Below are 20,186 nucleotides of genomic sequence, written 5' to 3' on the forward strand. Positions count from 1 at the left end.
GATCTGTATCAACGTCACGACGCTTGAAACTCCCAGAATCGACCGCATCTATTGTGGTATCTGGCAGGTTTCTTCATTCAGGATGTTTTATAGGTCCGGCCTGCTCAAAAGGAAGGTGACCCATGCGTATAGACCGTTTAACCAGCAAATTGCAGTTAGCGTTGTCCGATGCCCAATCCCTGGCTGTCGGCCACGATCATCCGGCCATTGAGCCGGCGCACTTGATGCAAGCCTTGCTCGAGCAGCAGGGCGGCTCGATCAAGCCCCTGTTGATGCAGGTGGGCTTCGACGTCAACAGCCTGCGTAAAGAGCTGACCAAAGAGCTCGACCAGCTACCGAAAATCCAGAATCCGACCGGCGACGTCAACATGTCGCAGGATCTGGCGCGCCTGCTCAACCAGGCTGACCGTCTGGCCCAGCAGAAGGGTGACCAGTTCATCTCCAGCGAACTGGTGCTGCTCGCCGCCATGGACGAGAACAGCAAGCTCGGCAAGCTGTTGCTCGGCCAGGGCGTGAGCAAGAAAGCCCTGGAAAACGCGATCAACAACCTGCGTGGTGGCGAGGCCGTCAACGACCCGAACCACGAAGAAGCACGCCAGGCCCTGGACAAGTACACCGTCGACCTGACCAAGCGCGCCGAAGACGGCAAGCTCGATCCGGTGATCGGCCGTGACGATGAAATTCGCCGGACCATCCAGGTGCTGCAACGTCGTACCAAGAACAACCCGGTGCTGATCGGTGAACCTGGCGTGGGTAAAACCGCCATCGCCGAAGGCTTGGCCCAGCGCATCATCAATGGCGAAGTGCCGGATGGCCTCAAGGGCAAGCGACTGTTGTCCCTGGACATGGGGGCGCTGATTGCCGGTGCCAAGTATCGCGGTGAGTTCGAAGAGCGCCTGAAATCCCTGCTCAATGAGCTGTCGAAGCAGGAAGGGCAGATCATCCTGTTCATCGACGAACTGCACACCATGGTCGGCGCCGGTAAAGGCGAAGGCTCGATGGATGCGGGCAACATGCTCAAGCCGGCCCTGGCCCGCGGTGAACTGCACTGCGTGGGTGCCACCACGCTGAACGAATACCGCCAATACATAGAGAAGGACGCCGCTCTCGAGCGACGTTTCCAGAAAGTACTGGTGGACGAGCCGAGCGAAGAAGACACCATCGCCATCCTGCGTGGCCTCAAGGAGCGTTATGAGGTTCACCACAAGGTGGCCATCACTGACGGCGCGATCATTGCGGCGGCCAAGCTCAGTCATCGCTACATCACTGACCGGCAGTTACCGGACAAGGCCATCGACCTGATCGACGAAGCCGCCAGCCGCATCCGCATGGAGATCGACTCCAAGCCCGAAGTGCTGGATCGTCTGGAACGTCGCCTGATTCAGCTGAAGGTGGAATCCCAGGCGCTGAAGAAAGAAAGCGACGACGCAGCAAAGAAGCGTCTGGAAAAATTGCAGGAGGAAATCGCTCGTCACGAGCGTGAGTACTCGGATCTCGAAGAAATCTGGAACTCGGAAAAAGCCGAAGTCCAGGGCTCTGCGCAGATCCAGCAGAAAATCGAGCAGTCCCGTCAGGAACTGGAAGCGGCCCGCCGCAAAGGCGACCTGAACCGCATGGCCGAGTTGCAGTACGGGGTGATCCCGGACCTGGAGCGCAGCCTGCAAATGGTCGATCAGCATGGCAAAGCCGAAAACCAGTTGCTGCGCAGCAAGGTGACTGAAGAAGAAATCGCCGAAGTCGTGTCGAAGTGGACCGGTATTCCGGTGTCGAAAATGCTCGAAGGCGAACGCGATAAGCTGATGAAGATGGAAAGCCTGTTGCACCAGCGCGTGATCGGCCAGGATGAAGCGGTGGTGGCCGTTTCCAACGCGGTGCGGCGTTCGCGTGCCGGGTTGTCCGACCCGAATCGCCCGAGCGGCTCGTTCATGTTCCTCGGCCCGACCGGTGTCGGTAAAACCGAGCTGTGCAAGGCGCTGGCCGAATTCCTCTTTGATACTGAAGAGGCGATGGTGCGGATCGACATGTCCGAGTTCATGGAGAAACACTCCGTGGCTCGCCTGATCGGTGCGCCACCAGGCTATGTGGGGTATGAAGAGGGCGGTTACCTGACCGAGGCCGTACGTCGCAAGCCGTATTCGGTGATCCTCATGGACGAAGTCGAGAAGGCGCACCCGGATGTGTTCAACATCTTGCTGCAAGTGCTCGAAGACGGCCGTCTGACCGACAGCCATGGCCGCACGGTGGATTTCAAGAACACCGTGATTGTCATGACCTCCAACCTGGGGTCGGTGCAGATCCAGGAACTGGTCGGTGATCGTGAGGCGCAGCGCGCGGCGGTGATGGATGCGATTTCCGGCCACTTCCGGCCGGAGTTCATCAACCGGGTCGACGAAGTGGTGATTTTCGAACCGTTGGCGCGGGATCAGATCGCCGGCATTACCGAGATCCAGTTGGGTCGTCTGCGTAGCCGCCTGACCGAGCGCGAGCTGAAGCTTGAGCTCAGCCCTGAGGCCATGGACAAGCTGATAGCGGTCGGTTACGACCCGGTGTACGGCGCACGGCCGCTCAAGCGCGCTATCCAGCGATGGATCGAGAACCCGCTGGCGCAGCTGATTCTGTCCGGTCGGTTCATGCCGGGCGATACCGCTCATGGTGTGGTGGAAAACGACGAAATCGTCTTCGTCTGATCCATAACGGCAACAAAATCGAAAAGGCCTCGCATAACGAGGCCTTTTTTTCGTTAGGCTGTTGAACTCAAAGGAAAAGGCTTGTAAAGTGCGCCCCGCAGTCAGTCACCCACCAGGGTTTCCGCTCCCCAAGCTGGAATCCAAAATAAGTTGCAAATCATTAACTTGAAAGCAATTTAGGGGGTTGACAGAGGTGCTGAAGATTGTAGAATAGCGCGCCTCAGACACACGAACGCAGCGATGCGAACGGGTCGAAGAGAACGCAGTAAAGCTTCAAAGTTGTAAATTGAAATGTGTAGTTCCGTGATAGCTCAGTCGGTAGAGCAAATGACTGTTAATCATTGGGTCCCAGGTTCGAGTCCTGGTCACGGAGCCAATTTCAAACCGGGGTATAGCGCAGTCCGGTAGCGCGCCTGCTTTGGGAGCAGGATGTCAGGAGTTCGAATCCCCTTACCCCGACCATATTTGGGTCGTTAGCTCAGTTGGTAGAGCAGTTGGCTTTTAACCAATTGGTCGTAGGTTCGAATCCCACACGACCCACCATTTTTGAAACCAGTTAACGCTGGAATCGAATCTTAAGATCAGACGCCAAAAGCTCTGTTCGCAGAAGGCGCCTTTGGAAGGTGCCTTTTTTTTACCGGGGTATAGCGCAGTCCGGTAGCGCGCCTGCTTTGGGAGCAGGATGTCAGGAGTTCGAATCCCCTTACCCCGACCATATTAAAAATCCTCGTATCGAAAGATACGGGGATTTTTTTTTGCTTTTTTCCTGATGTGAGCACTGCGGCCGCAATGGTTCCGCCCGGTCGGTGTACACGTACCTCTGTAGGAGCTGCCGAAGGCTGCGATCTTTTGATCTTGCCCTTCAAAAAGCAAAGTCAAAAGATCGCAGCCTGCGACAGCTCCTACAGTGAGCAGTTATCAGTGCAGCTTCAGGCGTGGCTCGGTACCGCGACCGATCTTGCTGCCCAACATCAGCATCGCCGTGCGGAACGGGCCGTACAGTGCCATTTGGTGCATGCGATACAGCGACACGTAGAACATCCGCGCCAGCCAGCCTTCGAGCATCACGCTGCCGGTGAGGTTGCCCATCAGGTTACCCACAGCCGAAAAACGCGACAGTGAGATCAGCGAGCCGTAGTCGGTGTACTTGTACTCCGGCAGGGGCTTGCCTTCGATGCGCAGTTTCAGCGATTTGGCCAGCAACGAAGCCTGTTGGTGTGCGGCCTGGGCGCGTGGTGGCACATTGCGGTCGCTGCCTGGTTGCGGGCAGGCGGCGCAGTCGCCGAAGGCGAAGATGTTCTCATCGCGAGTGGTTTGCAGCGTCGGCAGCACCTGCAGTTGATTGATGCGGTTGGTTTCCAGGCCATCGATGTCCTTGAGGAAACCCGGCGCGCGAATCCCCGCGGCCCAGACTTTCAGGCTGGCCTTGATTTCGTTGCCGTCGGCGGTGATCAGGCTGTCGGCCGTCACTTCGCTGACCGCGGCATTGGTCATGACGTTGACCCCGAGTTTCTCCAGGGTTTTATGCACAGGCCCGCCAATCCGCTCCGGCAGCGCCGGCAGCACCCGTGGACCGGCTTCGATCAGGGTGATGTGCATGTTTTCCGGTTTGATCCGGTCCAGGCCATAGGCCGCCAGTTCGTGGGCGGCGTTGTGCAGCTCGGCGGCCAGTTCGACCCCGGTGGCACCGGCGCCGACGATGGCCACGCTGATTTGTTCGACTGCGTCGGTCTGGCCGGCGTGTGCGCGCAAATAGTGATTGAGCAGTTGCTGGTGGAAACGCTCGGCCTGTTTGCGGGTGTCGAGGAACAGGCAGTGTTGCGCTGCGCCCTGGGTGCCGAAATCGTTAGTGGTGCTGCCGACGGAGATCACCAGCGAGTCGTAAGGCACTTCGCGGGCCGGGACCAGTTCCAGACCGGCCTCGTCGTAGGTGGCGGCCAACTGGATTTTCTTATTCGCGCGATCGAGCCCGCTCATGCGCCCCAGCTGGAACTCGAAGTGGTTCCATTTGGCCTGGGCGACATAGTTGAGTTCGTCTTCGGAGGAGTTCAGGGATCCGGCCGCCACTTCGTGCAACAAGGGTTTCCAGATGTGGGTCAGGTTGGCGTCGACCAGCATCACGCTGGCCGTACCGCGCTTGCCCAGAGTCTTACCCAGACGGGTAGCCAACTCCAGACCGCCGGCGCCGCCGCCGACAATGACAATACGATGGGACATAAGGATAACTCGCAAGGCTAAAAGAAATCGGTGCAATTACCCAAGCGAGCGCAAGGCAGCTCATAGCGTCAGGTAACTGATAAGTCGGCTCAACAGGCCCAGGCCAATGGTCACTGCCAATACCAGAACAAGGAGCATCCACGGCCGGAAAGGCCGGCGCTCGACTTGGTGCTGGGACAACTGCAGGTACTCTTCGACATGCTTTTGGTCGTCGGGGTTCAGGCGGCTGGTCATATCGGGCCTCGTCAAAGGTAGACGTTGCTGAATGTGTAGAAGCTACAGTGTTTTTACCCAGGGTTGAACGCAGCATAGCCGCTGTCTGGAACGGGTTCGACGCTGACGATATCGTCCAGGCGAATGATTCCACTTTGTAACACCCGGGCAGTGATTCCGCCATGTCCTCGAACGGCCTGAAAGGTGCCGATGCCCAGGTTGCTTTCAAGGCGCGCGCAGGGTTGGCACCAGCCGGTGGTTTCGAACGTTGCCTGGCCAATCCGGAAGCGGCGGCCCTTGAGGCTGAACAGATTGATGCCACTGATAACGAGATTGCGCCGCAGATCTTCAGGCCGGACCGGATGATCCTGTGCACGCCCCATCAGCGAACTGATCACCGCCAGGTGCTCCCACTGAATCAGTGTGACCTGCCGCGCATTGCGCACGCCGGGGCGGGCGTGGTCACCGGTCAGGCCGGCCTCCAGGCGCGCTTCCACGGCATCGAGTTCAAGCATCGCCGAACGTGATTGCGGGCGCACGCCGATCCAGCGCACACGACCTTGTTGCGGCACCTCGGCGATCAGCGCCTGCAGCGGGCTCACAGGCTGATCCCGACGTCAAAGACAATGCTGCGCCCCAGGTTGCTGCGCAAGAAGTCCGGCGCATCCGGGTGGGCGAACAGCACGCGGGCGAATGTCGGCCCAACCAGGGACAGCGAACGCCAGCCCTGGCGCAGGTACTCGGTCGGCGGTGGGAAATGGCTGTTGAGGTCCAGTACTTCGCGTTTGAGACTGGCGAAGGCAATGATGTCCAGTTCACCCAGATCCATGCCGCGCTCTTTGTAGTTGTGCGCTTTTTTGCGCAAGGTCGGCGCCAATCGCAGCAAGAACTCGTTGGCGGGGATGCGTCGTGGCTTGGCCTCGCGGCGTACCAGCTGGCTCAGGGAAAACGCGCTGCGTCGGCGTTGCAGTTCGTCGCGCCATTCATCGTTGAGGCGCCGGCCCTCGTCGAGCACGAAGAACACCTCGAAACTGGCATCGCGAAACAACACGTCCGGCGGCTCCCCGGCGGGGGCGAATTCATCGGCACGATAGGGGATGTTCAAACCTTGCAACAGGCGCTGGCACACCCAACGCTCACGCTCCCATTTGCGGGCATTGGATAGAAACGCGTTGGCTTGCTCGGCCGCGATGGTCAGCAGGCGTAAGTAATCTGAGTCATCCATAGGCCCAAGCTTAGCGTTCAATTGCGACAAGCAGAAAGCGTTAAGCATCAATCAGCAACGCTGGGCACACGGAACGGGCGGTGTAGACTGATAGCCATTACGCGCCTGCGATAGAACAAGGGGGGGCAAGGTGAAATATTGGTCGCTATTAGTACTCAGTCTGCTGCCGCTGTGGGCCAATGCGCTGGAGGTCGGCGAGCGGTTGGCGCCATGGACATTGCTCGACCAGTTCGATCAGGCCTTCACCCTCGACAGTCGCACTCAGACGCTGCTGGTGGCGCGCAGCATGGAGGCGGCGAAACTGGTCGATGCGGCGTTGCAAGGTCAGCCCAAAGGCTATCTGGAGGCCCGGCACGCAGTCTTTCTCGCGGACATCCAGCGAATGCCACGCTTGATCGCGAAAATGTTCGCAGTACCGGCCATGCGCGATTATTCCTATCGGGTGATGCTGGATCGTGAAGGTCGTGTCGCACCGCGTTACCCCGGCGCTGTGGATAAAGTGTTGTGGTTACAGCTCAAGGATGGTCGATTGATGGACCAGCACGAATACGCCACAGCTGCGCAATTGCGTGAAGCGCTGGAGACGTCTGGTCCATGATAGGTGCTGAGCTGCTGTCACCGCAGAGCCTGACAGTCGGCTGGATGATCTATGTACTGGTGCTGCTTTGGGCGATGTGGCGCGCGCCCTGGGTTGAACTGTTCACCGACAGCCGTCGCCAGCATTTATTGTTCGGCACAGTGTTCGCGTTGTTCATGCTGTGGCTGGTGCGGCGGGATTTCGATACCGGCGTGTCGTACCACTTCATTGGAATGACGGCGGTGACATTGCTGCTGGACTGGCCGCTGGCGATCGTTGGCGGGCTGGTCGCGCAGTTGGGGCTGGTGTTGCTCGGGCGTCAGGATCTGGTTGCGGTCGGGGTCAACGGTGCGTTGTTGATTGCACTGCCGGTGCTGGTCACCGAGTGCTGCGCGATCCTGGTGGAGCGGGCGCAGCCACGAAATCCCTTCGTGTATATCTTCGTTTCCGGATTTTTCGCCGCCGCGCTGTCGGCGTTGCTGTGCCTGCTGCTGGCGCTTTGGTTGTTATGGTTCGACGAGCGTTTTGCCATGCCGTACTGGCTGGAAGATTTTGTCGGATATCTATGGCTGATCATTTTTCCCGAAGCCTTTATCAACGGCATGATCGTCAGTGCGCTGGTCGTGTTTTGTCCGGAGTGGCTTGAGACGTTCAACCGCACCCGCTACCTCTCGGCCCCCTGGAAGGACGACGATCCCAAGCCCTGAAATCGTCGACCCGGTGGATCAGTGGCGCGGCTCGAAGTCACCGCTGAACATCTCGTCCTCGGCATCGGGGGCCACTGGAATCTTGTGTTCTTCGGACGCCCAGGCGCCCAGGTCGATCAGTTTGCAGCGATCGGAGCAGAATGGCCGGAATTTGCTTTCGGCGGTCCATTCCACGGGGGCGCCACAGGTTGGGCATTCGACGGTTGTTGGTTGGCTCATGACTGGCCTCCACGCAAAGTAAGATAAAAGTGATGCAGGCGTTCGACCTCGCTATGTAGCCAGGCAAGGTCGCGGTCGTTGACCACGACGTCGTCAGCATGGCTCACGCGATCCTGGCGGCTGGATTGGGCCTTGAGGATCGCCTGGACTTGCTGCTCGCTGGTCTGGTCACGTTGCAGGGTGCGTTCGATCTGCAATTGTTCCGGGGCATCGATCACCAGCACCCGTTGGGTCATGGCGTACTGGCCGGACTCGATCAGCAGCGGCGATACCAGAATCGCATAAGGTGATTTTGCCAGCGCCAGGTGATGAGCGATTTCCTCGCCGATCAGTGGATGCAGGAGGGCCTCCAGCCAGCGGCGCTCTTCAGGCACTTCGAAGATCAATTTGCGTAGCGCAGCGCGGTCCAGTTGTCCGTCGTTCTGCAACACGCCTGGGCCGAAGTGTTCGGCGATTTGTGCCAGTGCCGGGCGACCAGGCTCAACGACCCAGCGAGCGGCATGATCGGCGTCGACCACATGCACGCCCAGATCGATGAAGTGTTGGGCGGCCGCGCTTTTACCGCTGCCGATGCCGCCGGTCAGGCCGAGAATCCAGGGTTTTTCCACAGGGGTATTCATTTCAAACCGACATACTGCCAATAGAGGTCGGTTATTTGACCACCCCAGAGCAAGGCAATCCAGCCGGCAATGGCCAGATAGGGACCGAAAGGGATAGGCGTCGAGGTTTTTGCATGGCGCAAGCGCAGGGTGATCAACCCGATGATTGCCCCCACCAGCGAGGACAGGAGGATGGTCAGCGGCAAAATCTGCCAGCCACCCCAGGCGCCTAGCATCGCCAGCAGCTTGAAATCACCGTGACCCATGCCATCCTTGCCGGTGATCAGCTTGAACAGCCAGAACACCGACCACAGCACGCTGTAGCCGGCTATCGCCCCCCACAGCGCCTCGTGCAACGACACGAACAGGCTGAAACTGTTGACGACCAACCCCAGCCACATCAATGGCAGCACCAGTACGTCCGGTAATATCTGATGTTCGGCGTCGATAAGGCTCATCGCCAGCAACCCCCAGCTCAGGACCAGTATCAGGCAGGCCGGCCAACCGAAGCCGAAGTGCCAGGCAACAAACGCCGACAACAGGCCGCAGGCCAATTCGGTCAACGGATAGCGCGGGCTGATCGCCGCCGCGCAGGCTGAACAACGGCCGCGCAAAAACACATAACTGAGCAGCGGGATGTTTTCCCAGGCACGGATTCGGTGATCGCAGTGTGGGCACTGGGAGTGGGGCAGCAACAGGTTGTAGGTCGGCAGCGGCGTTTCTTCAGGCAGTCCGAGAATGTCATGGGCCTGCTCACGCCAGTCGCGTTCGAGCATTTTCGGCAGGCGCCAGATCACGACATTGAGGAAGCTGCCGACCAGCAGGCCGGTGATGCCTGCGAGAAGGACAAAGGCCAGCGGAGAGTGAATCAGGATTTCATTCAAGGGCATGTCAGATCGCTGAGCCAAGTTGGAAGATGGGCAGGTACATGGCAACTACCAGTCCACCGACGATAACACCCAGCACCACCATGATGAACGGCTCCATCAGGCTGGTGAGGTTATCGACCATGTTATCGACGCTGTCTTCGTAGAATCCCGCGACTTTGTCGAGCATGGCATCCAGGGTGCCTGACTCTTCACCGATGGCCGTCATCTGTATCGCCATGTTCGGAAAGACGCCGGAGGTACGCATGGCGAAATTCAATTGCATGCCGGTCGAAACGTCTTGCCGGATGCGCAACACAGCGCGCTTGAACACGCTATTGCCTGTCGCGCCGGCCACTGATTGCAGGGCCTCCATCAGCGGCACGCCGGCAGCGAAAGTGGTCGACAGTGTGCGGGCGAACCGGGCCACGGCGGACTTGTGCATCAGGGTGCCCACCAGCGGCAGTTTCAGCAGCCAGGTGTCCATCCGGTCACGCAAGGTCGGGGACTTCCCGAGGGCGTGGCGCACGCCGAAGGCCATCGTGAGCAGCGCGCCAAGGACCACCCACCACCAGGCCTGCATGAATTGCGACAGGCCTATGACCATCACGGTGAAGGCCGGCAGTTCGGCGCCGAAGCCTTTGAACACCGACTCGAACTGCGGCACGACATTGACCAGCAGAATCCCGGTGACAATCGCCGCGACGAACACCACCACCAGCGGGTAGGTCATGGCTTTTCGGATCCTGGCCTTTAAGGATTCGCTTTTTTCCTTGTAGGTCGCGACCCGCTCCAGAAGGGTGTCGAGGGCACCGGCCTGCTCGCCGGCATCCACCAGGTTGCAATACAGCTCATCGAAATACCGGGGCTTCTTGCGCAGGGCGGCGGCGAAGCTGCTGCCTGCTGCAACTTCCTGTTTCAGTTCGTCCACCAGCGTGCGCATGGCCGGATTGTCGAAGCCCTCGCCGATGATGTCGAAGGACTGCAACAACGGCACGCCGGCCTTCATCATCGTCGCCATTTGCCGGGTGAACAGGGCAATGTCCTGGGCCTTGATACGCTTGCCCATGCTGAAAACCGATGGGTTTTTTTTGCGAACCTTGCCCGGACTGATGCCTTGCTTGCGCAGTTTCGCCTTGATCAGCGCAGGGTTTTGAGCGCTGAGCTCGCCGGTCACTTTTGTGCCTTTGCGGTCGATGCCTTCCCATGCATACACGCTGATTTTCGCTGCCTTGACCGCCATGTTCAGTCCTGGGGATTCCGATTGAATTGCTCTTATAGCCTAGTCAAAGGATGAGGCCAAACCCGCCAGGGTGAGGTGACAAAAAACGTCAGATAGTGCTGGTCCTGGTAGGAGGAAAAGGCCTGGCGGTTACCAGATCCCTTGCCAACAGGGGCTTCCGGCCTTGGCACAGGCTGTGCTGTCGTGGGGCAGGTCATGAGCCTTCGACTCATGCATGGAGCTTGTACATGAACAATCAGAAAGGTTTTACCCTGATCGAGTTGCTCGTCGTGGTGGCGATCATCGGGATCCTGGCAACACTGGGCCTGCCGATGTATTCCAAGTACCAGGCCCGGGCCAAGGTCACGGCGGCGATGGCCGAGCTGACTGCGATGAAGGTGCCGTTCGAAGATGTGATCAATCAGGGGGAAACGCCGACAATTGCCAACGTGGCGCCCGCCGGTGAGGCATCGACCACCCATTGCACCCTGTCTGTGACGGCTACAACGCCGGAGGGAGCGGGATCAATCGTTTGTACGTTGCACAATGCCCCGGGGGTGGTCCAGGGCAAAACCGTCACCCTGACACGGGACGAAGCCAAAGGCTGGTCATGCAAGAGCAGTGTTTCCCCGGATTACTTGCCTAAAGGGTGTTCCGGTTCTGCGGCATGAGTTGCTGAATCAATTCCCCGCTTTTGCGGGGTTTTTCCTGTTTGTCGACTGGTCGTCAAAAGCCGCTCATAAAGCACAGAAATTTCAGCATCTTAGGAACTTTTCATAAACCCGCAACTTGCATGCAGTGTTTGTGCATCTCGTGCATTTTGCATGATTACGAAAATTGGCTGATTTTATAATTAATTGATTTATAAGGTTTTATTCTCGGTTTCAAAGTTGGCACAGCGTTCGCAATATCCTTGGTAACCCTGCCGACAAGACACCCGGCAGACTTTCCGAAAAACAGGAGTTACTCGTATGAAGAAGTTCGCTATCACTGCCGCTGCTGCTACCGCGCTGACCCTGACCATGGCCAACGCCGCGTTTGCTCAAACCACCCAGGCAACCCAGTCGCCAATGGTGCTGGCTGCCGGTGAGATGACCGAAGCGAAAGAAGCTACTTCCGATACCTGGATCACCACCAAAGTCAAAGCTGACCTGATGACCGAAAAAGGCATTCCAGGTAGCGACATCAAGGTTGAAACCAACAAAGGTGTGGTATCGCTGTCGTCGACCACCGCCGTAACCGATTCGCAAAAAAAAATGGCTGTGGCCATTACCAAGAAAATCAAAGGCGTCAAGGCGGTCTCCGCTGACGGCCTGAAAGCCGAGTAAGGCAAGACTTCTCGCCTGGACCGGGAGGAGGCGCGACAGACGGGCCGAGTCATACGTCTGTTGCAACCTGAGTGTTCATGCGAAGGGCCAAACGGATGTTGGCCGCCACAGGCCCCGCGCATTTTTGCCGGGGCCTGTTTTATGTGGTGCGCCGTAAACAATAGTGGGAGCGGGCTTGCTCGCGAAAGCGGTTTTTCATTCAACGCCTGTGTTGAATGTCAGTCCGCCTTCGTCGGATCGCCGCCCGGAGCAAGCCCGCTCCCACTTTGAATCGTGGTTAATCAATTGCCGCGTTTGCTGGTGATCTGCTTCAGCCGATTACCTTCGAACCGCAAGTATTGATACATGCCGCCATTCGGTCCGTAGGTCCATTCCTCGACCTGAAACTCTTCGCGCCGGTCTGCACTGCGCTTGTAACCCAGCTGGTCGCGACTCACCGGTTCGCCGCATTTCTGCACCACCTCACTCGAGCGATCGCCGACGCTGATCAATTGGCTGCCGCAGCGCAGGGTATCGGCCGCCCAGGCCTGGCTGGCGGATAGCGCCAGGACCAGGCCTGCCAGCCGCCGCATCATCACTCGGCATCCAGATGCATCGGTGTCACCACGCGGCCGTCACTTTCCGCTTCGCCCAGGTTGGCGTCGATGAAGTACACCCGCTCATCTTCCAGTTTGGCCTTGTCGACCAGGTAATCCTTGATGCTGCTGGCGCGCTCCTGGCCCAGTTGACGCAACAGTACGTCACTGGAGCTCCAGAACTTGATCACCTCGGCGCGCATTTTCGCGGTGCGCTCTTCCTTGCCCAGGTCCTTCCATTCGGCAGGGGGCTGGGTTTTCAGGCGGGTGCGGTAGATACCTTCGAGCAAGGGGCCTTTTTCCCCGTCCGGCACTTCCAGCAACGAAGCCTGGGCCGGGACCTTGTCACCGCGGCGCTGGAGCATTTTGTAGTAGTTGTACTGGTATTCCCGTTCCAGGCGTTGCTCGGCGATCAGCGGGCCATCGCTGCTCTGGGCGGCGGTGCCTTCGATTTCCAGGCGCAGGGCCGGGCGCTCCTTGAGCGCATTGGAGAGTTTGTCCAGGGCGACTTCGGCGTCCTTGCCCAATTCGCTGGAACCTGCCGCGAACGAAACGCTGCCCAGGTCCTCCGAGCCGCCACCGCTGACCAGCCCGCCTATGAGCTTGAACGGTGCCGCCGCGGCTTTGACGATCAGGTTGCGCAGGGTCTGCCAGATAATCGGCATGACGCTGAACTGAGGGTTGTTCAGATCGCCGGTGACCGGCAGCTCGATGGAGATCTTGCCGTCGACGTCCTTGAGCAAGGCAATCGCCAGTTTCAGCGGCAGGCTCACGGCATCCGGGCTGTCGACTTTTTCCCCCAGCTGCAGTTGCTCGACCACCACTTTGTTTTCGGCTTTGAGTTGCCCCTTGGTGATCTGGTAATGCAGGTCGAGATTGAGCCGGCCCTTGCGGATACGGTAGCCGGCGAACTTGCCGGAGTAGGGGGTCAGCGTGGTCAGTTCCACGCGTTTGAAGCTGGTGGCGATGTCGAGGCTGGCCATCGGGTCGAACGGATTGACCGAGCCCTTGATGGTCACCGGCGCGTAGCGGTCGACCTTGCCCTTGACGTCGACACTGGCCGGTTTCGGCTGGCGGCTGTCGATGGTGCCGATCTGCCCGTTGAGTTGCTGGATGGCGGTGGCGAAATTCGGGGTGAGGCTGAAGTCGGCGAAGTTGGCCGAACCGTCATTGATGAAAATGCCGCCGATGTGAATGCCCAGCGGTTTTTCGTTGCTTGTCGGTTTGCTCGCTGCCGGTTTTGCCCCGGAGTCCGCCGGTTGCGGGATCAGCAGATCGTCGATGTTGGTGGTGCGATCATCGTTGATCATGAAACGCGCATAGGGCTGGAACAGATTGACCTTGTCGATCGACAGGCTTTCCCCATGCTGATAGTTCAGGCCTTCGACCACGACCTGTTGCCATTTGAGGAAGTCGCGGGTTTTCAGGGTGTCCAGGGTATGCAACTGATCGACCTGGGCGCGACCGGTGACGTTGAAGGCCAGGGGCTCGGTGCTTTTGAGGTTGACCGCCAGATCGCTGCCGAGCATGCCGCTGCGCAGTTCCAGGCGAATGAATGGCGTGATGTAGGACTGGGCAACCCGCAGGTCGATGTCCCTGGTCTGGACCTTCAGTCTGGCGCTGATCGGGGCCAGGTTGACCTCGCCGTCGGCCATGATCTTGCCTTGCTTGCCCACGCCGGTATCGAGCTTGAGGGTAAAGGGCGAGCCGTTGAGGCTGTCGAAATTTTGCAGGTCGAGGTTCAGCGGAGCCAGGTCCAGGGCGACGGCAGGCTGTGCCTTGCGGTCAGCCAGATGCACCTTGTAGTCGCGCAGCTGCACATCCTTGATCAGCACCTGCCAGGGTTTGTCGGGTGCGGCCGGTTCGGGTTTCGGTGAGTCTGCCGCCGCCGGAGTGCTGGTCGGTTCGGCATCCGCCTTGGCTTTTGCGGTGGATTTTGACGGTTGGCTGGCGAACAGTTTCTGCCAGTCGAGTTGGCCGTCCGGTTCCAGCGCGGCCCAGGTTTCCAGTTTGTGGCTGCGGATCTTGCCGACCACCACCTGCTGTTTGGCCAGGTCCACCGTGGTTTCGCTGACGTCCAGTCGCTCAAGCTTTACCAGCGGCCGGCCATCCGGCGCCTTGATCGCGAAGGGGGCGACAGTGACCGCGACATTGCTCAGCAGCAGCTCGGTTTCCTTGGACAGACTGAGTTTGTAGTCGGTGCTGATGCTCATGACGCCGTTTTCGAGATCCAGTGGAACGGCATCGCGCACATAGGGCCAAAAGGCTTTCATCTTGCCATCAGTGATTTTCAGCTTACCTTCGGAGGCGATCGGGATCAGGCTGAAATTGCCCGTCCAGTCGATCTGTCCGCCATTGGGGCCGACGGCCACCAGGGTCATGTCGGCACTGTCATCGGGCAGGGTGCTGAGGTTCTTCAGCTCGAAATCGAGGGAGTCGTAGAGAAACTCGATGGGCTCGCTGGGCCGGGCGTCTTCAAAGTGCACGGCGCCGCCAGCCAGCTTGATGCGCTCGATGCGCAGCGGAAACGGCTGGGCGTTCGGGTCGGCAGGCGTGGGTTCGCTTTCTGGCAGTTTGAACAGCCCAAGCAGATTGAGTTTGCCGTCCTTGCCGAACAGGATTTCGGTCTTGGGTTTGTCCAGTTCGACATCGGACAGGTGCACTGCCTTGGTCCACAGGCTGTCGAGTTGCAGATTGGCGTACAAGCGTTCGAAAGCGACCTGCTCCTTGCCGGGCTCGCCGATGTTCAAGCCCCAGAGGGTCAGTTCAAGGCTGAACGGATTGAACTCGATCCGCTGGATCGTGGCGGGCGTGGTGGCGTAGTTGGCCAGTTGCTGGTTGGCAACGCGCAACGCCACACCCGGTAAAATCAGAAAACCCAGCAAGCTGTAGAGGGCCAGAGCAGTCAACAAGGCGCCGATGGCGCGAATCAATCCTTTGTACATGTGCGGCTTCATCTGTCTGAATCGGAGTGCCTTGGAGTATGGCACGCGTTTCCGGTTCCGAAGTGATTGACCTGTCTAGGAAGTTTCAGATTTCTCCCACAGCTGTCAGAGCTGCAGAATCAGGGTTTTCAGCGGTGGTTGCTGATCCATCGACGGAAAGTCGGCGCCTGGTTTCATCACGCTCCACTCACGCACTGGTCGCCCGGCCTTCTCCGCACAACGCAAAACCTGTTCGCGCCAGTCGTCCATGCTGACTTTCGCCAGGTTGTTGCAGCAGATCAGCACACCGTTGTCGGCGGTGGTCAGCAGGGCCGGTTTGAGCAGACTCTGATAGTCGCGCAGCAGATCGACTGTGCCGAATGCGCTCTTGGCCCAGGCCGGAGGGTCGAGCAGCACCAGGTCGTACTGGCGCTGTTCCAGGCGCTGATAGCTCGGCAGTTTTTGCCCGCGACGCTGGCTGATCGGCAGGCCAGCCAGTTGGCGAATGGCCGGGAAGTAGTCGGACTGGATAAATTCCATGGGCGGCAACTGCGGGTTGAGTTGGCCGTTCTCGCGACCGACCGCCAGGTTGCCTTCGGCGAAGTCCAGGTTGCACACCTCGCGCGCGCCGCCGGCGGCGGCACTGAGGCCGACGCCACAGGTGTAGGCGAACAGGTTCAGCACGCTTTTGTTTTTGCTGTGATCCTTGACCCAGCCACGGGTGTTGCGCAGGTCGAGGAACAGCAGCGGGTCTTGTCCGGCATGGCGGCCGCGCACCCGATAGTTCAGGCCCCATTCGTGGCCGACCAGGTCTTGCAGGGCGGCTTCGTCGGCGCGGTAGACGATGTCTTCGCGATCGATGCGCGAGTTGCCGCGGGAGCGGTCGTTGTAGACCAGCAGGGTTTCAAAGCCCAGGTATTGGTTGATCACGTCGTGCAACTGCAGCAGCGCTTCGCGCTCCAGCGGCTGGTGGAAGCTCTGTACCAGCAATTGCGGGCCGTAGCGGTCGATGGTCAGGCCACCGGAACCTTCCTGGCTGCCGTGGAACAGGCGATAGCAGTCGGTGCCCTGCTGGTGCAGTTCGGCGAGCAGGTCCTGGCGTTGATCGAGGGCGGCGCGCAGCGCCTGATTCAAGGAAGACATGCTGGGCGCCTTGCAGGAGAGAATTGGGCGCGGGAGTTTAACACTGTGGAACAGAGATGAGGGGCTTGCCTGTGGCGAGGGAGCTTGCTCCCGCTGGGCTGCGAAGCGGCCCCAAAATCCCGGTACATGTCGGTTTTTTGCGAGCGCTACGCACTCGAGCGGGAGCAAGCTCCCTCGCCACAGAGTGATCACATTCAAGAAGTTGTGTTCAGGTCAGTAAACCCATCCTTCGTTTAGCCCGATGCACCGATCCATTACGCACCGCCCAGCGCAGCATTGGCGCGCTGCGATTGACGCTGGCGCGGATCAGCTTGCGTTGCAGCGAGTTCTGGCTGACGCCGAGCATGTCACTGGCCCAGTCCGGCAACAGATCGATCCCCGCCTGCATCATCAACCCGCCGAACGGCTTGGCCAAACGACTGGGAGAGGGTGCGCTCAACAACAGGCGCAGCACCTCGCGGCTGCGCTCGTCGCACAGCAGTTGCGGGTGCATGCGCTCAAGGTAGTCGGCAATTGCCTGCCGCGAACGGGGCACATCGCGGGCCCCGAGACGCTCGGCGACCAAGGCGATCTCTGCGTAATAGCGATCCTGATCGACTGGAGACAGATGCGGGTTGCGATAGCGCAAATGCGCAGCGAGGAAGTTGCTGACCTCGGCGACGTGCACCCAGGTCAGCAGATCGGGATCGCTGGCGGCATAGGGGCGTCCATCCGGCGCCGTGCCGGTCACCTGCAAATGGATGGTGCGAACCTTCTCGATCAACCAGTCGGCGTCTTGCCGCGAACCGAAGGTGGTGCCGGAGATGAACTGCCCTGTGCGACGCAAGCGACCGAGCATGTCCTCACGAAAATTCGAATGGTCCCACACCCCGGCCAATGCCAGCGGGTGCAGGGCCTGCAGCATCAGGGCGCTGATGCCACCGATCAGCATGCTGCTGAAATCGCCATGGACTTGCCAGCTCACCGAGTCCGGTCCGAACAGTCCGGGGTCGCCCTTGGGATTTTCCAGGTCGAGCTTGCCCAGGGACAAACCGGTCAGGCTCATGATCTGGGTTTCGATGCGGGTGCGGATGAATTCCATGGTGTCCCGGTAATTTCCTGTAGGAGCTGCCGCAGGCTGCGATCTTTTGACTTTGCTCTGCTGGATCAAAAGATCGCAGCCTGCGGCAGCTCCTGCAAAGAGCGAGCATTATTGATTCAGGCGTTTATCGATCAGCCCTTGCACCACGCTCGGGTCGGCCAGGGTCGAAGTATCGCCCAGGCTGTCCAGTTCGTTGCAGGCGATCTTGCGCAGAATGCGCCGCATGATCTTGCCTGAACGGGTTTTCGGCAAGGCCGGTGCCCACTGGATCAAGTCCGGTTTGGCGAAGCTGCCGATTTCCTTGCCGACCAGGGCTAACAATTCCTTCTTCAGTTCATCGTTGGTTTCGACGCCGTTCATGGGCGTGACGAAAACATAGATGCCTTGGCCCTTGATGTCGTGGGGGTAACCCACCGCAGCGGCCTCGGCGATGCTGTCGTGCAGCACCAGGGCGCTTTCCACTTCGGCGGTGCCGATACGGTGGCCGGACACGTTGATCACATCGTCGATGCGCCCGGTGATCCAGTAGTCGCCATCTTCATCGCGCCGCGCGCCATCGCCGGTGAAGTAGTAACCGGGATACGGCTTGAAATAGGTGTCGACCATGCGCTGCGGGTCGCCATAGACGCTACGGATCTGCGCCGGCCAGCTGGATTTTATGGCCAGTACGCCGCTTCCGGCGCCTTTGATTTCCTTGCCTTGCTCGTCGAGCAGCACCGGCTGCACACCGAACATCGGTTGTGTGGCGCAACCAGGCTTGATTCGTTGGGCGCTGACCAAAGGGCTGAGCATGATGCCGCCGGTTTCGGTCTGCCACCAGGTATCGACGATCGGGCAACGCTCTTCGCCCACCTCATGGAAGTACCACTCCCACGCTTCCGGATTGATCGGTTCGCCGACCGTACCGAGTAGCCTGACGCTGGCGCGGGAGGTTCCCTTCAACGCGGCGGGCCCTTCGCGCATTAACGAACGCAGGGCCGTCGGGGCGGTGTAGAAAATGTTCACCTTGTGTTTGTCGATCACCTGCCAGAAGCGCGAGGTCGTCGGGTAGCTCGGCACGCCCTCGAAGATCAGCGTGGTCGCGCCGTTGGCCAGCGGACCGTAGACGATGTAGCTGTGGCCAGTGACCCAACCGACGTCGGCGGTGCACCAGAAGACCTCGCCATCGCGGTAATCCAGCACGTACTTGAAGGTCATCGTCGCTTGCAGCAGGTAGCCGCCGGTGGTGTGCAGCACGCCTTTGGGTTTACCGGTACTGCCGGAGGTGTAGAGGATGAACAGCGGGTCTTCGGCGTCCATCGGCTCGGGCGGGCAATCGGCGCTGGCTTCGCGCAGGGCCTGCTGGTACTTGATGTCCCGTCCTTCGATCCAGTTCACCTGTGCATTTCTGCGCTCGACCACCAGCACGGTGCTCACGTTCGGGCAGCTTTGCAGCGCCTTGTCGACGTTCTGCTTGAGTGGCACGGGCCGGCCGCCGCGCACGCCTTCGTCGGCGGTGATCACGGTGCGGCAGTCAGCGTCGAGAATGCGGTCGCGCAACGAGTCCGGGGAGAAACCGCCGAACACCACCGAGTGCACCGCACCGATGCGGGTACAGGCAAGCATGGCGTAGGCCGTCTCGGGAATCATCGGCATGTAGATGCACACGCGGTCGCCTTTTTTCACGCCACGGCTTTTCAGCACGTTGGCCAGGCGGCAGACGTTTTCATGCAGTTGTTTGTAGGTGATCGATGTCGAGTCAGCAGGGTCGTCGCCTTCCCAGATGATGGCGACCTGATCGCCACGTTTCTCCAGGTACCGGTCGATGCAGTTGTAGCTGACATTCAATTGCGCACCGGCAAACCAGCTGGCCTCACCGGTCTTCAGGTTGTAGCGCTGGACGGTTTCCCAGGGCGCACTCCAGTCGAGAAAACGCGTGGCCTGTTCGGCCCAGAAGGTGCTGGGGTGTTCAATGGATTCGCGGTACAGGCGCTGATAGTCGTCTTGACTCAGTTGTGCAGCCCGGCGGACGGCATCGGCTTTGGGGAACTTGCAGATATCGAACATGACGGTTCCTTATTCTTGTTTTGCGACAAGAGGGGAGCTGCGCGACCCTCGTAGGAGTTGCCGCAGGCTGCGATCTTTTGATCCTGTTTTTTATGAAGGTCAAAAGATCGCAGCCTGCGGCAGCTCCTACACAGTGATAGCGCACGCCACCGATTTTGCGATCAACCCGGTGCCGTAGTAACTGTCGGAATCTGCAATCTGAAGGGGCGGGTAAACCGCCCCTTCAGCCTATCACCCGCGGTGACGACCGCGGAAGTAATTGATCAGCCCTTGAGTCGAGGCGTCCTCGGCCGGGGTTTCTTCACTGCCCACCAGGCGGTTGTAGACGCCCTTGCCCAGCTCTTTGCCCAGCTCCACGCCCCACTGGTCGAAGGCATTGATGCCCCAGATGACGCTTTGCACGAAGACTTTGTGTTCGTACATCGCCACTAGTGCGCCGAGGCGACGCGGGCTGATGCGCTCGACCACCAGGGTGTTGCTCGGACGATTGCCCGGGATCACCTTGTGCGGCGCGAGTTTGTGTACGTCGGCTTCGCTCATGCCTTTGTCGCGCAGCT

The 20,186-nt window shown here is 59.5% G+C and carries 18 protein-coding genes, 4 tRNA genes and 1 pseudogene; 9 read left to right on the forward strand and 14 right to left on the reverse strand.

What is annotated here, in order from left to right; all coding sequences use genetic code 11:
• Window positions 1-122 precede the first annotated feature (122 nt).
• From clpB to KW846_RS26580, 5 genes are all read left to right on the forward strand, one after another.
• Complete coding sequence (gene clpB / locus KW846_RS26560) at window positions 123-2,687, forward strand: ATP-dependent chaperone ClpB (protein WP_218486068.1); 2,565 nt, start codon at window positions 123-125, stop codon at window positions 2,685-2,687.
• Between the two features lie 300 nt (window positions 2,688-2,987).
• Window positions 2,988-3,063 (forward strand) — tRNA-Asn (locus tag KW846_RS26565).
• Between the two features lie 9 nt (window positions 3,064-3,072).
• Window positions 3,073-3,149 (forward strand) — tRNA-Pro (locus KW846_RS26570).
• Window positions 3,150-3,154: 5 nt separating this feature from the next.
• A tRNA-Lys gene (locus tag KW846_RS26575) sits at window positions 3,155-3,230 on the forward strand.
• 95 nt (window positions 3,231-3,325) lie between these two features.
• Window positions 3,326-3,402 (forward strand) — tRNA-Pro (locus KW846_RS26580).
• A gap of 203 nt (window positions 3,403-3,605) precedes the next feature.
• Here KW846_RS26580 and KW846_RS26585 read toward each other — a convergent pair.
• The 4 genes from KW846_RS26585 to KW846_RS26600 are packed head-to-tail and all read right to left on the reverse strand — an operon-like array spanning window position 3,606 to window position 6,342.
• Window positions 3,606-4,904: an NAD(P)/FAD-dependent oxidoreductase gene (locus KW846_RS26585; RefSeq protein ID WP_007970529.1), complete on the reverse strand. Its 1,299-nt coding sequence runs from the start codon at window positions 4,902-4,904 to the stop codon at window positions 3,606-3,608.
• A gap of 60 nt (window positions 4,905-4,964) precedes the next feature.
• Window positions 4,965-5,138 (reverse strand): DUF3094 domain-containing protein, encoded by a 174-nt coding sequence (locus KW846_RS26590; RefSeq protein WP_007970531.1) that lies wholly within the window; start codon window positions 5,136-5,138, stop codon window positions 4,965-4,967.
• A 53-nt stretch (window positions 5,139-5,191) separates the two neighbouring features.
• Window positions 5,192-5,719 (reverse strand): MOSC domain-containing protein, encoded by a 528-nt coding sequence (locus tag KW846_RS26595; RefSeq protein WP_116581802.1) that lies wholly within the window; start codon window positions 5,717-5,719, stop codon window positions 5,192-5,194.
• Window positions 5,716-6,342: a DUF1780 domain-containing protein gene (locus KW846_RS26600; protein WP_007970534.1), complete on the reverse strand. Its 627-nt coding sequence runs from the start codon at window positions 6,340-6,342 to the stop codon at window positions 5,716-5,718. The genes KW846_RS26595 and KW846_RS26600 overlap by 4 nt, the downstream gene beginning before the upstream one ends.
• A 130-nt stretch (window positions 6,343-6,472) precedes the next feature.
• Here KW846_RS26600 and KW846_RS26605 point away from each other — a divergent pair, with 130 nt between their 5' ends.
• Window positions 6,473-6,940: a hypothetical protein gene (locus tag KW846_RS26605; RefSeq protein ID WP_007970535.1), complete on the forward strand. Its 468-nt coding sequence runs from the start codon at window positions 6,473-6,475 to the stop codon at window positions 6,938-6,940.
• Window positions 6,937-7,626 (forward strand): energy-coupling factor ABC transporter permease, encoded by a 690-nt coding sequence (locus tag KW846_RS26610; protein WP_104451416.1) that lies wholly within the window; start codon window positions 6,937-6,939, stop codon window positions 7,624-7,626. The genes KW846_RS26605 and KW846_RS26610 overlap by 4 nt, the downstream gene beginning before the upstream one ends.
• 18 nt (window positions 7,627-7,644) lie before the next feature.
• On the opposite strand, the gene yacG is transcribed toward KW846_RS26610, so the two are convergent.
• Genes yacG through KW846_RS26630 form a run of 4 tightly spaced genes read right to left on the reverse strand, consistent with a single transcriptional unit; the run spans window position 7,645 to window position 10,553 of the window.
• Window positions 7,645-7,845: a DNA gyrase inhibitor YacG gene (gene yacG, locus KW846_RS26615; protein ID WP_218486069.1), complete on the reverse strand. Its 201-nt coding sequence runs from the start codon at window positions 7,843-7,845 to the stop codon at window positions 7,645-7,647.
• The gene (coaE, locus tag KW846_RS26620) at window positions 7,842-8,465 is read right to left on the reverse strand and encodes a dephospho-CoA kinase (protein ID WP_218486070.1); all 624 of its coding nucleotides are present in this window, start codon (window positions 8,463-8,465) and stop codon (window positions 7,842-7,844) included. The genes yacG and coaE overlap by 4 nt, the downstream gene beginning before the upstream one ends.
• On the reverse strand, window positions 8,462-9,334 hold the full coding sequence (locus tag KW846_RS26625; RefSeq protein WP_218486071.1) for an A24 family peptidase: 873 nt from the start codon (window positions 9,332-9,334) through the stop codon (window positions 8,462-8,464). The genes coaE and KW846_RS26625 overlap by 4 nt, the downstream gene beginning before the upstream one ends.
• A 1-nt stretch (window position 9,335) precedes the next feature.
• Entirely contained in the window at window positions 9,336-10,553 is a 1,218-nt protein-coding gene (locus tag KW846_RS26630; protein WP_218486072.1) for a type II secretion system F family protein, read from the reverse strand.
• Between the two features lie 227 nt (window positions 10,554-10,780).
• Between KW846_RS26630 and KW846_RS26635 the strand changes: the two genes are divergently transcribed.
• Entirely contained in the window at window positions 10,781-11,203 is a 423-nt protein-coding gene (locus tag KW846_RS26635) for a pilin (RefSeq protein ID WP_218486073.1), read from the forward strand.
• A gap of 300 nt (window positions 11,204-11,503) precedes the next feature.
• A complete protein-coding gene (locus tag KW846_RS26640; RefSeq protein ID WP_218486074.1) occupies window positions 11,504-11,860 on the forward strand; it encodes a BON domain-containing protein in 357 nt (118 codons plus the stop codon).
• Between the two features lie 281 nt (window positions 11,861-12,141).
• Here KW846_RS26640 and KW846_RS26645 read toward each other — a convergent pair whose 3' ends face one another.
• The 6 genes and pseudogenes from KW846_RS26645 to KW846_RS26670 form a co-directional block, all read right to left on the reverse strand.
• Window positions 12,142-12,435 (reverse strand): DUF2845 domain-containing protein, encoded by a 294-nt coding sequence (locus tag KW846_RS26645; RefSeq protein ID WP_218486075.1) that lies wholly within the window; start codon window positions 12,433-12,435, stop codon window positions 12,142-12,144.
• Window positions 12,435-15,392, reverse strand: a complete 2,958-nt coding sequence (locus KW846_RS26650; protein ID WP_218486076.1) for a DUF748 domain-containing protein — start codon at window positions 15,390-15,392, stop codon at window positions 12,435-12,437. Before KW846_RS26650 ends, KW846_RS26645 begins: the two co-directional genes overlap by 1 nt.
• A gap of 93 nt (window positions 15,393-15,485) precedes the next feature.
• Window positions 15,486-16,502: a class I SAM-dependent rRNA methyltransferase gene (locus tag KW846_RS26655; RefSeq protein WP_218486077.1), complete on the reverse strand. Its 1,017-nt coding sequence runs from the start codon at window positions 16,500-16,502 to the stop codon at window positions 15,486-15,488.
• Window positions 16,503-16,710: 208 nt separating this feature from the next.
• Entirely contained in the window at window positions 16,711-17,583 is an 873-nt protein-coding gene (locus KW846_RS26660; RefSeq protein ID WP_218486078.1) for an oxygenase MpaB family protein, read from the reverse strand.
• Between the two features lie 108 nt (window positions 17,584-17,691).
• Window positions 17,692-19,629 carry an acetate--CoA ligase gene (acs, locus tag KW846_RS26665; RefSeq protein ID WP_218486079.1) on the reverse strand — a complete coding sequence of 646 codons (1,938 nt, stop codon included), beginning with the start codon at window positions 19,627-19,629 and terminating at the stop codon, window positions 17,692-17,694.
• A 231-nt stretch (window positions 19,630-19,860) separates the two neighbouring features.
• Window positions 19,861-20,186: pseudogene (locus tag KW846_RS26670) on the reverse strand (glucose-6-phosphate isomerase); the annotation flags it as partial.

Origin of the sequence: Pseudomonas sp. PDM32, from assembly GCF_019219225.1 — a bacterium.
Lineage (GTDB): Bacteria > Pseudomonadota > Gammaproteobacteria > Pseudomonadales > Pseudomonadaceae > Aquipseudomonas > Aquipseudomonas laurylsulfatiphila.

Coding starts and splice junctions, on each gene's coding strand:
- KW846_RS26625 (WP_218486071.1), bottom strand. CDS start 9,334: ATGCCCTTGAATGAAATCCTGATTCACTCTCCGCTGGCCTTTGTCCTT.
- clpB (WP_218486068.1), top strand. CDS start 123: ATGCGTATAGACCGTTTAACCAGCAAATTGCAGTTAGCGTTGTCCGAT.
- KW846_RS26635 (WP_218486073.1), top strand. CDS start 10,781: ATGAACAATCAGAAAGGTTTTACCCTGATCGAGTTGCTCGTCGTGGTG.
- yacG (WP_218486069.1), bottom strand. CDS start 7,845: ATGAGCCAACCAACAACCGTCGAATGCCCAACCTGTGGCGCCCCCGTG.
- KW846_RS26655 (WP_218486077.1), bottom strand. CDS start 16,502: ATGTCTTCCTTGAATCAGGCGCTGCGCGCCGCCCTCGATCAACGCCAG.
- KW846_RS26650 (WP_218486076.1), bottom strand. CDS start 15,392: ATGAAGCCGCACATGTACAAAGGATTGATTCGCGCCATCGGCGCCTTG.
- KW846_RS26660 (WP_218486078.1), bottom strand. CDS start 17,583: ATGGAATTCATCCGCACCCGCATCGAAACCCAGATCATGAGCCTGACC.
- KW846_RS26590 (WP_007970531.1), bottom strand. CDS start 5,138: ATGACCAGCCGCCTGAACCCCGACGACCAAAAGCATGTCGAAGAGTAC.
- coaE (WP_218486070.1), bottom strand. CDS start 8,465: ATGAATACCCCTGTGGAAAAACCCTGGATTCTCGGCCTGACCGGCGGC.
- KW846_RS26610 (WP_104451416.1), top strand. CDS start 6,937: ATGATAGGTGCTGAGCTGCTGTCACCGCAGAGCCTGACAGTCGGCTGG.
- acs (WP_218486079.1), bottom strand. CDS start 19,629: ATGTTCGATATCTGCAAGTTCCCCAAAGCCGATGCCGTCCGCCGGGCT.
- KW846_RS26630 (WP_218486072.1), bottom strand. CDS start 10,553: ATGGCGGTCAAGGCAGCGAAAATCAGCGTGTATGCATGGGAAGGCATC.
- KW846_RS26640 (WP_218486074.1), top strand. CDS start 11,504: ATGAAGAAGTTCGCTATCACTGCCGCTGCTGCTACCGCGCTGACCCTG.
- KW846_RS26645 (WP_218486075.1), bottom strand. CDS start 12,435: ATGATGCGGCGGCTGGCAGGCCTGGTCCTGGCGCTATCCGCCAGCCAG.
- KW846_RS26585 (WP_007970529.1), bottom strand. CDS start 4,904: ATGTCCCATCGTATTGTCATTGTCGGCGGCGGCGCCGGCGGTCTGGAG.
- KW846_RS26600 (WP_007970534.1), bottom strand. CDS start 6,342: ATGGATGACTCAGATTACTTACGCCTGCTGACCATCGCGGCCGAGCAA.